Source organism: Pseudomonas sp. 32_A, from assembly GCF_017490905.1.
Classification (GTDB): domain Bacteria; phylum Pseudomonadota; class Gammaproteobacteria; order Pseudomonadales; family Pseudomonadaceae; genus Aquipseudomonas; species Aquipseudomonas inefficax.
Genome location: NZ_JAFGYI010000011.1, coordinates 1 through 11,867 on the forward strand (window position 1 = coordinate 1; position 11,867 = coordinate 11,867).

The following is an 11,867-nucleotide window of genomic DNA, read 5'->3' on the forward strand; positions in this document are numbered from 1 at the left end:
TATCTACAATACGGGCTCGATGCCCTTGGAGCGGCTCCGCTTCATGACCCTCCCTCGATGATCAGTCGAGAACTTTCGCCTCTTGTGAGGCGAAAGTCGAGATACAAGGAGCGGCCTTGTGTCGCGATGGGCTGCAAAGCAGCCCCAGCTATCTCACGCCTTGCGCGCAAGCGGCAGCTCGGCGAACTTGACGCCCGCCAGCCCATGCTCGATCAGCGCACGGATATTGCCATGGTCGCTGCCTTCGGGCGTGGCCACCACGTCACGGTAGTGCTCGCCGAAGGCCAGCAGCGCTTCCTGGTCGCTCAGCCCTTCCAGCAGCGCCAGGCCCAGGGTCTTGCACGAACCTTCGTTCTGCCCGGCCGCATTCGCCACGCCGCCATTGTCGAAGGCCTGTGGCTGGTAGCTGTAGTTCTCGGCAATGAACGCCAGGGTATCGGCAAACACGTGTTGGCCGCTGGCCAGGCTGGCGCGCAGGGTGTTCAGGTCAGTCACGGGGTTTTCCTTTTTCGAACGCCGCTTGTTGGTCGGCGCTGGCTTCTTTCTGGTATTGGGCTTTCCACTCGGCGTAGGGCATGCCGTACACCGCTTCGCGGGCGTCATCCAGGCTCAGGTCGAGCTGGCGCTCGTCGGCCGCAGCCTTGTACCACTTGGACAGGCAGTTGCGGCAGAAGCCGGACAGGTTCATCAAGTCGATGTTCTGCACGTCGGTACGCTTCTGCAGGTGTTCGACCAGGCGCCGGAACGCGGCGGCCTCGAGTTCGAGCTGTTGCTGTGGGGTCATGGGCTTCTCTCAGGTCATGCGGTTCTTCAGGTGGCGGCCACCGTTGATGACCACCTGGCTGCCGGTGCTGTACTGGCTGGCGAGCAGGTACTTGACCGTCTCGATCAGCGGGCCGGCGCCGGGTTCGAACTCCAGCAGGGCCTTCTTCAGGGTCTGCTGGCGGTAGGTTTCGTCACCCCCTTCCTTGAGGATCAGCAGCCCCGGCAGGATACCGTTCACATGCACCTTGGGCGCATATTTTTCGGCGAATGACAGCACCATGTTCTGCAACGCGGCCTTGGTCGCGGCGTAGCCGATGTGGCTTTTGCTCCCGCGCGAAGAGGTTTCGTCGCAAATGTGAATGATGTCGGCCTTTTCCACCTTGGCCAGCAGGTCGCCCAGGGCCAGGTTGAGATGGTAGGGCGCTTCGACGTGCAGGCGGAACATGGTCTCGAGGTTGTCGAGGCCATCGTCGAGCCAAAGCGAGGCGTTGTGGATGATCGCGCGCAGGCCGTCGTAATGGTTGTGCAGGTGGTCGATCAAAGCCTGGCGGTCGGCTAGCTGGCACAGGTCGGCCTGGAACTGCACGATGTTCGGGTGGGCCGTCTGTGGCTGAATGCTGCGGCTGGCACTGACCACCTTATGGCCGGCCTGCGCCAGTTCAAGAGCCAGGGCCAGCCCGACGCGCTGGCTGGCTCCGGTAACGAGAATGGGGCTGTTCATGTTCGGGGCGGTCAACTTGTCTGTCCTTTGGTTGCCGCCCAGCATACCCGAACTGTCTTCCGCGTGTACGGCCTGGCCTCAGCGGCTGCGCAGGGCGCCAGCGGGGGCCGCAGATGCATGCAGCCAGCCGGCCAGCAGGCGGGTGGACAGGGGGATGAAGAGGTAGACCATCAACGGCGTCAGGCCCAGGGTGCTGAGCAGTACCCGTGGTACCAGGTCCAGGGTTGCCAGCCAATGGCCGAACACCAGGTTGAATACCAGCGAGACCGGGAAGAAGGCCAGCCAGATGGCCACGGCCTGCTTCCAGCGCGGCGGTTTTTGCACCATATTGGTGCCAAACCAGTCATCGATGCCGCTCACGCGCGCCTCTTTGGGGCGTTCGAACAGGCCGTTGCCGCGTTGCAACCAGGCCCGGCGCGAGGCGGAATGCTCCCAGGCATGCAGGGTCGGCTCGTCGCTGAAACGGAATATGATCTGGAATTCGTCGCTGTCGCGGGGTGGCGCGAGGATGCCCGAGCCAAGGTAGCCGGGGAAGTCGGTTGCCAGCTGTTCGCCTTCATGCAGCCAGGCCAGCAGGTCCTGGTAGCGGCCATGGGCGGCGCGGCGCGACACCATCAAGGTAACGGGTGGGGTAGACATCGTGTATCTCCTGGCAACAGGGCTGGCGGGTAGCCGGCCCCTTTGGCTGTGTGGCCCGGGGTGGTGGGCGACGCAGGCGGGCATGCAAGAATCGGGCGCGGATTATCGCCCATGCGCGATTTTCGGCAACTGTCAGCCGGCAAACGGTTGCCGACCAGCGTCTGGTATTGCCGTAGTAGACTAGGTGTTCAACTTGGGCACACAGGGTACTCCGTGCAGATGAACGAACAGGGACTGAATCCGGTAATCGATGCGGGCCTCGCGCAGCAGGACCTGTTTCCGATCCGTGAGGTTTCCCGCCTGACCGGCGTCAACGCCGTGACCTTGCGCGCCTGGGAGCGCCGCCACGGCCTGATCCAGCCAACCCGCACCGACAGCGGCCACCGCCTGTATTCCCAGGCCGATATCGATGACATCCGCCGCATTCTTGGCTGGCTGGAGCGCGGCGTGGCGGTAAGCAAGGTCGCCAGCATCCTCGCGCGCGACCATGCCCTTGCCGGCCAGGCAGGTGGCGCGGCGGGTGCCTGGGGGCGCTGGCAGCAGCAGATTCGCCAGGCGCTGCAACGTTTTGACCTGGCCAGCCTGGACCGCCTGTTCGACGAGGTGTTTGCCGCCTGCACCCTGGACCAGGTATTTGCTGAAGTGTTCATGCCGGTGTGGCATGACCTGGCGGCCGGGCATGGCGGCTATGGGCAGGCCAGCGAGTGGCTGTTCCTCGATCAGTTCTTGCGTGGCCGGGTGTCTACCCGCTTGCAGCTAGCCCGTGCACCGCGCAGCCGCATGGTGCTGCTGGCGCCGTTGCCGGGGCAGTGTCACGAACTGGAACTGCTGGTGACCAGCCTGACCCTGGGCAGCGATGAAGTTGGCGTAACGCCATTGGCGAGCGGGCAGCCGCTGGAGGAACTGGCACTGGTCTGCGAGCGCCTGACGCCGAATGTCCTGGTGCTGTTTTCCCATCAGCCGCCGACAATGGAGCTCACACGGCGCTTGACGCGCTTGGTGGCAGGGCTGGAATGCCCGTTGTTACTGGCTGGTGAAGCGGCGGAACTGGCACAGGACAGCCTTGCTGGCAGCCCGATTGCCTGCCTGGGCGCGCAGGGTAGCGTGATGCGCCAGCGTTTGCGGCAGTTTCTGGCCGGTCAGCTCGATACCTGAGTGTGAAGCTCGGGGTGGGCCCGGCGATGGGCCTGGAGGATGTAGTCACGCAGGCGTTCGATCTCTTCGGCCGGGCTTTGGCTGAGATCATAGGCGGCAAGGTCCGGGCCGATGCGCCGGCCCAGCACGCCATGCAGTTCGATGGGAGGGATGTTGCCAGGGGCGAAGCGCAGTTCGAAGCGGGCTGGTGCCGCTGGCAGGCCACGGACTTCAAGCAACGTACCCTTGAACGAAATATCGCGAACCCACAGGCCGCTTTCCTGACCATGGGCATCGAGCAGTGCGCTCGGCTGCTCCATCGACAGGCGCCAGGGGCGCAGCATGGGGCCGTCCTCGTAGATTTCCGGCGAGCCCAGTTGCAGGTGCAGGGCGTGGAATTCATCTTCCACCAGTTGCAGCGGGAAGCTGATCTGCTGGTTGTTGAACTGCGCCTGCAGGGTTACCTGTTCGTTGGCCACCAAGCGGGTGAGCAAGCTCTGGATGCGGCGGTCGCCATTGACCAGCAGGCTCGACATGGGGTCGGCCAGGTTCAATTGCGGCGAATGCTGCATGTTCTGTATGAAATCCAGCTCGTCCTGGGTCAGGAGCGCTTCTGCTTGCATGATCGAACTCGATGGCGATTTCTTCAACGGGATTGACCGTGCGTGGCGTACTTGGTTCAGGTGCGTTCGTCGGGTTTCGGACGAACGCGCAGTTGCGCAAGTTCGCGCTCCAGTTCGACCTGGCGAGTGACGTCTTTCTGAATGCCGATGAAGTAGGTGCGCTGTTCGACGTCGTGCCTTACCGGGGTGATCGACAGTTCGTTCCAGAAAGCGCTGCCATCCTTGCGGTAGTTGCGCAGTACTTCGCGGCACGGTCGACCTTCGGCCAGGGCCTTGCGGATGCGGGCGCGGCCAAGCTGGTCGCGGTCGTCTGCCTGCAGGAAGCGGCAGTCCTGATAGAGAATTTCGTCACGGCTGTAGCCGGTCAGGCGTTCGAAGGCCGCGTTCACGTAGATGAGGATGGTGTCGTCGCCTTCCTGTTCGGCGACCACGATGCCGTCATTGGACGCATCGACCATGGATTGCAGCAGTTGCGCGTTGATCATGTTCGGGCCGTTGAGTAAACAAGGGTGCGAAGCAGGGCTGGGGGATGGTGACTTTGGTAGAGGCGGCCTTTTGCCAGCGCCGGATGCTAGTATCCTACGTTTTCACTCAGTTTCGGAATCCTCTACCCGATGAAAGTCGCCATTATTTCCGGATCGGTCTACGGCACCGCCGAAGAAGTCGCCCGTCATGCTGAATCGCTGCTCAAGGCTGCGGGCCTGGAGGCCTGGCACGCGGCACGCGCCACCTTGCAGGACCTTGAAGGTTTTGCCCCCGATGCCTTGCTGGCCGTGACCTCGACCACTGGCATGGGCGAACTGCCGGACAGCCTCATGCCGTTGTACAGCAGTATTCGCGATACCCTGCCTGCGGCCTGGCGTGGCCTGCCTGGTGCGGTGATTGCGTTGGGTGACAGCAGTTATGGCGATACCTATTGCGGTGGTGGCGAGCAGATGCGCGAACTGTTTGCCGAACTGGGCGTGCGGGAAGTGCAGCCTATGCTGCGCCTGGATGCCAGCGAGACGGTGACCCCTGAGGCGGATGCAGAGCCTTGGTTGGCTGAGTTGGCAGCAGCATTGAAAGCCTGACAGGTCTTTTTTTGCCTGTACCGGCCTCTTCGCGGGTAAACCCGCTCCCACAGGGGAACCTCAGCTTCTGAAGCCTGTGTAGTACCTGTGGGAGCGGGTTTACCCGCGAAAAGGCCAGCAAGGGCAGCTCATTCCTTGCTGTCGAGCACCGGCCACTCGTTCACCAACGCCAACCACGCCTGCGCCGCCCGTGACAGATACGCCCCACGCCGCCAGATGAACGCGATATCCCACCGCAAATCCCCTGGCGAGCGCAGCGGCAAACGCACCACCCCGGGGCGCTCCAGCGCTTTCGCCACCACACGGGGCAGCAGCACCACGCCCTGGCCCGCCGCCACAAGCGCCGCGAGGAAGTCCGCCTGGCCACTGCGTCCGCCTTCCCTCGGGGTAAAACCCTCCTGCTGGCACGCCTTCAGTAGCCGATCGTTCAGCACGAAACTGCGCTGGTAAAGCAGGAACGGCGTATCGGCCAACTGCCGCAAGTCCACTCCGCCCTGGCCCGCAAGCTTGTGGCCGGCAGGCAAAACGGCATCCAGCGGTTCGTTGCAGAACGGCTGGTAGTCAAACGCCTCGTCACTGGGCGTCAGGCTGCCACCCAGTTCCAGCTCGCCACTCCTGACCGCCTGTTCGATGCTGCGGCTGCCGCCTTCGAGCAACTGGATCGCAATGTTCGGGTGACGCCGCCGATACTCGGCGAACAACCCGGCGAACAGCGCGTCGCTGCCCAGCATCGGCAAGCCCAGGCGCAGTTCACCGCGGCCCATCTGGCTGAGGTCGTCCAGTTCGCTGAGCAATGCCTGACGCTGGCGCAGCAAGGCTTCGCCGCGCTCCAGCACAATGCGCCCGGCAGCGGTCAGGTGCAGCTGCGAAGCCTGGCGTTCCAGCAGCGGCTGGCCCACATCTTGCTCCAGCTGGGCCACCTGTTTGCTCACCGCCGACTGGCTGATGTGCAGGGTCTGCGCCGCCTGGGTAAAACCGCCGCGGTGGACCACTTCGATAAAGCTGCGCAGCTGTTTGAATTCCATGATCGCAATTCCATTCTGGAATGGCATTCAGTCTAACAATTCGCTTTTGGCCTAGGTAGCCAAATCTTAAAATGAGGGCCTGTCGAGGAACCCCCCATGAAACCCGCGTTGTTGAAAAAAGCCCTGCGCCTGCTCGTCGAGCTGGCGATCCTCTGCGCACTGTTCCTGCTCGGTGGCCAGCTTGCCACTTGGCTGGGCTGGCCGATTCCTGGCGGCGTGATGGGCCTGGCATTGCTGCTGTTGCTGTTTGCCTCGGGTGTGCTCAAGCCGGCCATGCTGCAACTGGGTGCCGGCTGGCTGATGGCTGAGATGCTGTTGTTCTTCATCCCGGCGCTGATGAGCCTGCTCGATTACGGCGCCCTGATCCGTGACGAGGGCTGGCGTATTTTGCTGGTGATTGCCGTGAGCACCTTGATGGTAATGGTGGTGACCGCGTTGACCGTGGAACTGGTGTGCCGCTGGAGGTTGCGCCGTGAGCCTTGAACCCATGCCGCTGTTCTGGCTGGCCCTGACCTTGCTCGCGTACCTGGGCAGCCGCTGGTTGTACCGGCGCAGCGGGCGCTACCTGCTGTCGCCGCTGATCCTGGTGCCGGTTCTGTTGCTGGCGGTGGCCGTGCCGCTGCACACTGCCTATGCCGAATACGCCCGCAACACCCATTGGCTGATGAGCGTGCTTGGCCCGGTGACCGTGGCATTCGCGGTGCCGATCTGGCAGCAACGGGCCATGCTGGCGCGCCATTGGCCAGCTTTGATGGTGGGCATGGTCGCAGGCAGCAGCGCTTCGATTGCCAGTTCCTGGGGGTTGGCTCATATGTTGGCGCTCGACAGCGCGACCAGCCTGTCGCTGGTGCCGCGTTCGATCACCACGCCTTTTGCCATGCCATTGGCCCATGACCTGGGTGGCGTACCGGAGCTCACGGCGGTATTCGTGATGTTCACCGGCGTGCTGGGCGCCATGTTCGGCGGCGTGCTGCTGCGCTGGTTGCCGTTGCGCACGCCGCTGGCGCGGGGTGCGCTGTTCGGCGTCGGCGCCCATGGTGCCGGTGTCAGCCGGGCGCAGGAGGTAGGCCGCGAGGAAGGCTCGGTGGCTGGCCTGGTCATGGTCCTGACCGGGTTGTTGAACCTGTTCGCGGCACCGCTGCTGGCCATGCTGCTCTGACCGTTCGTGCCACTGACTCGCCAAGTCATCAAGCTGGCTGGAAACGCAAGTTCCAGTGCGTGGGCTGCTGGCTAGACTCAGCCTCGACATAGAGAGCACATGTAAGTGCCGAGGTGACATGCAATGACCGCAGCCTTGCTCTATTCCGCCGACACCACTTCACCGGGACCGTTCTGATGCCTATGGCCGAAATTCCATTGTGCGTCTGGCGTACCCGGGGACAGAGTTTCACTTTCCGGGGCCAGAGCATCCGCTACTGGACCGCAGGGCAAGGAGAGCCCCTGCTTCTGTTGCACGGCTTCCCCACTGCCAGCTGGGATTGGCACTACCTGTGGGGGCCTTTGGCCCAGCGCTTCAGGGTGATCGCCTGCGACATGCTCGGCTTTGGCGATTCGGCCAAACCGGTCGATCACGTGTACAGCTTGATGGAGCAAGCCGACCTGCAGCAGGCCTTGCTCGCCGAGCTGAAGGTCGACCAGCCGGTGCACCTGCTGGCTCATGACTACGGCGGCAGTGTGGCCCAGGAAATGCTGGCGCGGCATCATGAACAGCGCGCCAATATCGCCAGCTGCGTATTCCTCAATAGCGGGCTGTTCCCCGAAAGCTGTCGCATGTTGCTGATCCAGAAGCTGCTGCTCAGTCGCCTGGGCTGGCTGGTAGGGCGTTCGTTCGGGCGCGACGATCTGGTGCGCAACGTGACGCAGGTCTACGGCCCGTGCACCCACCCCAGTGAAAGCGCGCTGGATGACTTCTGGAGCCTGATCGCTGCCAACGGTGGCACGCGTATCCTGCACAAGCTGGTGGGTTACATGCCGGAGCGCAGGTTGCACCGCGACCGCTGGGTTGGTGCGATGCAGCACGAAGGCGTGCCGCTGCGCTTCATCAATGGCGTGGTCGACCCGCTGTCCGGCGCGCACATGGTGGAGCGCTACCGGCAACTGGTGCCCGAGCCGGACATAGTGCAGTTGCAGGGCGTCGGCCATTACCCGCATACCGAAGCGCCGGTGCAGGTGCTGCGCCATTACCTGACCTTTCGTGAACAACCTGTGAGCTATTTCCAGCAGAAAGTGGCGTGGTCCTGACAGGGCCCCACAACCATCGCGCTGCGTTATTGCCAGGCATTCAGCCTGCGTGAGCTTGATTGTTCGCCCGCCGCTGGCGGCGGACACTCGGCTGACCTGAACCTGCCTGGAGCCATGAGCATGAGCGAGCCTGTCCGTCTGCAAGATCGCGTGGTGATCGTCACCGGAGCCGGGGGCGGCCTGGGCCGTGCCCATGCGCTGCTGTTCGCCGCGCGTGGCGCCCGGGTGGTGGTCAATGACCTCGGCGGCTCCACCCACGGAGAAGGTGCCAGCGCCTCCGCCGCCGACCGGGTTGTAGAGGAGATCCGCGCCGCTGGTGGCAGTGCCATTGCCAACCATGACTCGGTCAGCCACGGCGCGCGTATTGTCGAGCAGGCCCTGGACAGCTTCGGCCGGGTCGATGTGCTGGTGAACAACGCCGGCATCCTGCGTGACAAGACCTTCCACAAGATGGAAGACAGCGACTGGGAGCAGGTGTATCAGGTGCATGTCGAGGGGGCTTACAAGGTCACCCGCGCCGCCTGGCCGCACCTGCGCGAGCAGAACTGGGGGCGGGTGATCTTCACCGCTTCCACGTCCGGCATCTACGGCAACTTCGGTCAGGCCAACTATGGCATGGCCAAGCTGGGCCTGTATGGGTTGACTCGTACCCTGGCAATCGAAGGGCGCAAGCACGGCATCCTGGTCAACGCCATCGCCCCCACGGGTGGCACCCGCATGACCGAAGGGCTGATCCCGCCCCAGGTGTTCGAGCGGCTCAAGCCTGAGCTGGTCAGCCCACTGGTGGTGTACCTGGGCAGCGAGCAGTGCCAGGGCAGCGGTGAGCTGTTCGAAGTGGGCGGCGGCTGGGTGGGCAAGGTGCGGTGGGAGCGCAGCCTGGGGGTAGGCTTCGATCCTCGCGAAGGCTTTACCCCGGAACAGGTGGCGGAGAACTGGGCACGGATTGGCGACTTCGACGGGGCAGTGCACCCACAGGACAGCTTGCAGGCGTTGCAGCAGATGATGGCGAACTTGCAAAAGTATCCGCTGGGCTGAAATTTTTATGCCTGTGCCGGCCTCTTCGCGGGTAAACCCGCTCCCACAGGTACACCACAAGCCTCTGGGGGAGTGATATCTCTGTGGGAGCGGGTTTACCCGCGAAGAGGCCAGCACAGGCGACGGAAATTTTTCAGGGCAAATAAAAAAGGCCGCTGCAAGCCGCAGCGGCCAATCGAGACGTCAGATCAAGGAGCTTCAAAATCTACGTCGGTGAACCTCGCAGGCCTGAAAGGCGGGGGGGAGAGCCCTTCATGCCGGCCAGTGAGTTAAGAATAAGCGCCTAATCCTGTAGGAAAAATAGCCGCTTATGACATTCACCTTTACGTTTCGGGCAATAGTGCCGCAGGCGCTCAGTCGGCGGGCGAGTACCCCATGCGCCAGCTGGTTTCCCGCGTTGCCGCCAGCAGCCGCTGCGCCGCCGGGCCATGCTCGTCGGCATGGAAGATCGACGTCGGCCCGACCACCGTCATCACCGCGGCGATCTGCCCCATGGCATTGAACACCGGGGCCGACAGCGCATCCACGCCCGGCATCAACAGCCCGTGCACATGGTGCAGGCCACGTTCGCGAATGCCCGCCAACACCGCCTGGTAGTCAGCGGCGTTGTGCTGCAGGGCGGCCAGTTCCCGGTCACGCAACTCCACGGTCTCGCGCTCGGGCAGGTAGGCGGCGAATACCAGCCCGGTGGACGATGTGAGCAGCGGCAGTACCGAGCCGATCTGCGTTACCACGGTGACCGCGCGTACTGCCGGCTCGATACTGACCACTGTCGCGCCCTGGTTGCCCCATACGGCAACGAAACAGCTCTCGTTAAGTTCATCGCGCAGCTGCGACAACGGCAACGCGGCAATCTTCAGCACATCGATGCTGCCCAGCGCCGCCAGCCCCACCCGCAGTGCCTCGCGCCCCAGGCCGTAATGGTTGGTGGCCGCATCCTGTTCGGCAAAACCGCTGGCGATCAATGCTTGCAAATAACGGTGCACCTTGCTCGCTGGCATCTGCACATGTTCCGCCAGGCGCGACAGGGAGGTGGACGGGGAGAGTTCGGCAAGGGCCTTGAGGATGTCGGTGCCGACCTCCGCCGAGCGGACTTTCTGCTTGCCGTTGTCGGCGGGGGAGCTGGCTTTGGCCATGGACATCTTCTTCCGGATTCGTCGAGTCGCGCCTTTATAGCTTGACGCATTGCCCGTAGCAAATTACGTTATTCGTAATCTGATTACGATAAAAACAATGCAGACGCGCTGCCACCCCGCCCCGGGCCAGCAGCCAGCTGCCAGCAACGGCTCGGTCAGAGCCCGGAGGCATCGATGAATCGCGATACGTCACCCGACCTTCACTACCTCAGCGGCTTCGGCAACGAGTTTGCCAGCGAAGCGCTGCCAGGGGCCCTGCCGGTCGGGCAGAACTCGCCGCAGAAGGCACCCTATGGGCTGTATGCCGAGCTGCTCTCGGGCACGGCGTTCACCATGACCCGCAGCGAGCTGCGCCGCACCTGGCTGTACCGTATTCGCCCGTCTGCCCTGCACCCGCGTTTCGAGCGCCTGGCGCGCCAGCCACTTACCGGCCCGCTGGGGGCCATCACCCCCAACCGCCTGCGCTGGAACCCCCAGCCGATCCCCGTCGAACCGACCGATTTCATCGAAGGCTGGCTGCCGATGGTGGCCAACGCCGCTGCGGAAAAACCGGCCGGCGTGAGCATCTACATCTACCGCGCCAACCGTTCCATGGAGCGGGTGTTCTTCAACGCCGACGGTGAACTGCTGCTGGTGCCGCAACAGGGCCGCCTGCGCCTTGCCACCGAGCTGGGGGTGATGGAAGTCGAGCCGCTGGAAATCGCGGTAATCCCGCGTGGCATGAAGTTCCGCGTCGAACTGCTCGACGGCGAGGCCCGCGGCTACATCGCCGAAAACCACGGCGCGCCGCTGCGCATCCCGGACCTGGGCCCGATCGGCAGCAACGGCCTGGCCAACCCGCGCGACTTCCTCACCCCGGTGGCGCACTACGAAGAGGCCAATGGCCCGGTGCAGCTGGTGCAGAAGTTCCTGGGCGAACACTGGGCCTGCGAACTGCAGCACTCGCCACTGGATGTGGTCGCCTGGCACGGCAGCAACGTGCCGTACAAGTACGACCTGCGCCGCTTCAACACCATCGGCACCGTCAGTTTCGACCATCCGGACCCGTCTATCTTCACCGTGCTGACCTCGCCGACCAGCGTGCATGGCCTGGCCAACATGGACTTCGTGATCTTCCCGCCACGCTGGATGGTGGCCGAGAACACCTTCCGTCCACCATGGTTCCACCGCAACCTGATGAACGAGTTCATGGGCCTGATCAACGGTGCCTACGACGCCAAGGCCGAGGGTTTCCTGCCGGGCGGTGCCTCGCTGCACGGGGTGATGAGCGCCCATGGCCCCGACGCCGAAACCTGCGAAAAGGCCATTGCCGCCGACCTGGCGCCGCACAAGATCGATAACACCATGGCCTTCATGTTCGAGACCAGCCAGGTGCTGCGCCCGAGCCTGCAAGCCCTTGAATGCCCGCAGTTGCAGGCCGACTACGATAGTTGCTGGGCCACCTTGCCGAGCACCTTCAACCCGAACCGGAGATAACC

General features: G+C 63.6%; 15 protein-coding genes. 7 read left to right on the forward strand and 8 right to left on the reverse strand.

The window, feature by feature from the left end; translation table 11 throughout:
* Window positions 1–153: 153 nt before the first annotated feature.
* From J5M58_RS08935 to J5M58_RS08950, 4 genes are read right to left on the reverse strand one after another with little or no spacing between them, the layout of a single operon-like run.
* Window positions 154–495 (reverse strand): HopJ type III effector protein, encoded by a 342-nt coding sequence (locus tag J5M58_RS08935; RefSeq protein WP_112250156.1) that lies wholly within the window; start codon window positions 493–495, stop codon window positions 154–156.
* Window positions 488–784 (reverse strand): DUF1244 domain-containing protein, encoded by a 297-nt coding sequence (locus tag J5M58_RS08940; RefSeq protein WP_003260708.1) that lies wholly within the window; start codon window positions 782–784, stop codon window positions 488–490. Before J5M58_RS08940 ends, J5M58_RS08935 begins: the two co-directional genes overlap by 8 nt.
* Before the next feature lie 9 nt (window positions 785–793).
* The gene (folM, locus tag J5M58_RS08945) at window positions 794–1,531 is read right to left on the reverse strand and encodes a dihydromonapterin reductase (protein WP_112250158.1); all 738 of its coding nucleotides are present in this window, start codon (window positions 1,529–1,531) and stop codon (window positions 794–796) included.
* A 33-nt stretch (window positions 1,532–1,564) separates the two neighbouring features.
* The gene (locus J5M58_RS08950; RefSeq protein WP_112250160.1) at window positions 1,565–2,125 is read right to left on the reverse strand and encodes an antibiotic biosynthesis monooxygenase; all 561 of its coding nucleotides are present in this window, start codon (window positions 2,123–2,125) and stop codon (window positions 1,565–1,567) included.
* A 219-nt stretch (window positions 2,126–2,344) separates the two neighbouring features.
* On the opposite strand from J5M58_RS08950, the gene J5M58_RS08955 reads away from it, so the two are divergent.
* Complete coding sequence (locus tag J5M58_RS08955; protein WP_112250162.1) at window positions 2,345–3,280, forward strand: MerR family transcriptional regulator; 936 nt, start codon at window positions 2,345–2,347, stop codon at window positions 3,278–3,280.
* Here J5M58_RS08955 and J5M58_RS08960 read toward each other — a convergent pair.
* Both J5M58_RS08960 and J5M58_RS08965 read right to left on the reverse strand, forming a co-directional pair.
* Window positions 3,265–3,882, reverse strand: coding sequence for a hypothetical protein (locus J5M58_RS08960; protein WP_112250164.1), 618 nt, complete (start codon window positions 3,880–3,882; stop codon window positions 3,265–3,267). The two genes, J5M58_RS08955 and J5M58_RS08960, sit on opposite strands and share 16 nt — an antisense overlap.
* Before the next feature lie 56 nt (window positions 3,883–3,938).
* Window positions 3,939–4,367, reverse strand: a complete 429-nt coding sequence (locus J5M58_RS08965) for a PAS domain S-box protein (protein WP_112250166.1) — start codon at window positions 4,365–4,367, stop codon at window positions 3,939–3,941.
* A 129-nt stretch (window positions 4,368–4,496) separates the two neighbouring features.
* On the opposite strand from J5M58_RS08965, the gene J5M58_RS08970 reads away from it, so the two are divergent.
* The gene (locus J5M58_RS08970; protein WP_112250168.1) at window positions 4,497–4,952 is read left to right on the forward strand and encodes a flavodoxin; all 456 of its coding nucleotides are present in this window, start codon (window positions 4,497–4,499) and stop codon (window positions 4,950–4,952) included.
* Between the two features lie 128 nt (window positions 4,953–5,080).
* On the opposite strand, the gene J5M58_RS08975 is transcribed toward J5M58_RS08970, so the two are convergent.
* On the reverse strand, window positions 5,081–5,977 hold the full coding sequence (locus tag J5M58_RS08975; RefSeq protein ID WP_112250170.1) for a LysR family transcriptional regulator: 897 nt from the start codon (window positions 5,975–5,977) through the stop codon (window positions 5,081–5,083).
* A 96-nt stretch (window positions 5,978–6,073) separates the two neighbouring features.
* On the opposite strand from J5M58_RS08975, the gene J5M58_RS08980 reads away from it, so the two are divergent.
* The 4 genes from J5M58_RS08980 (at window position 6,074) to J5M58_RS08995 (ending at window position 9,253) form a co-directional block, all read left to right on the forward strand.
* A complete protein-coding gene (locus tag J5M58_RS08980; protein ID WP_112250172.1) occupies window positions 6,074–6,460 on the forward strand; it encodes a CidA/LrgA family protein in 387 nt (128 codons plus the stop codon).
* Window positions 6,450–7,136, forward strand: a complete 687-nt coding sequence (locus J5M58_RS08985) for an LrgB family protein (RefSeq protein WP_024087732.1) — start codon at window positions 6,450–6,452, stop codon at window positions 7,134–7,136. The genes J5M58_RS08980 and J5M58_RS08985 overlap by 11 nt, the downstream gene beginning before the upstream one ends.
* A 176-nt stretch (window positions 7,137–7,312) precedes the next feature.
* Entirely contained in the window at window positions 7,313–8,218 is a 906-nt protein-coding gene (locus J5M58_RS08990) for an alpha/beta fold hydrolase (RefSeq protein ID WP_112250174.1), read from the forward strand.
* A gap of 120 nt (window positions 8,219–8,338) precedes the next feature.
* On the forward strand, window positions 8,339–9,253 hold the full coding sequence (locus tag J5M58_RS08995) for an SDR family oxidoreductase (RefSeq protein WP_112250175.1): 915 nt from the start codon (window positions 8,339–8,341) through the stop codon (window positions 9,251–9,253).
* 353 nt (window positions 9,254–9,606) lie between these two features.
* On the opposite strand, the gene J5M58_RS09000 is transcribed toward J5M58_RS08995, so the two are convergent.
* Window positions 9,607–10,389: an IclR family transcriptional regulator gene (locus J5M58_RS09000; protein WP_112250177.1), complete on the reverse strand. Its 783-nt coding sequence runs from the start codon at window positions 10,387–10,389 to the stop codon at window positions 9,607–9,609.
* Window positions 10,390–10,563: 174 nt separating this feature from the next.
* Here J5M58_RS09000 and hmgA point away from each other — a divergent pair, with 174 nt between their 5' ends.
* A complete protein-coding gene (gene hmgA / locus J5M58_RS09005; protein ID WP_112250179.1) occupies window positions 10,564–11,865 on the forward strand; it encodes a homogentisate 1,2-dioxygenase in 1,302 nt (433 codons plus the stop codon).
* The last annotated feature ends 2 nt before the right edge of the window (window positions 11,866–11,867 follow it).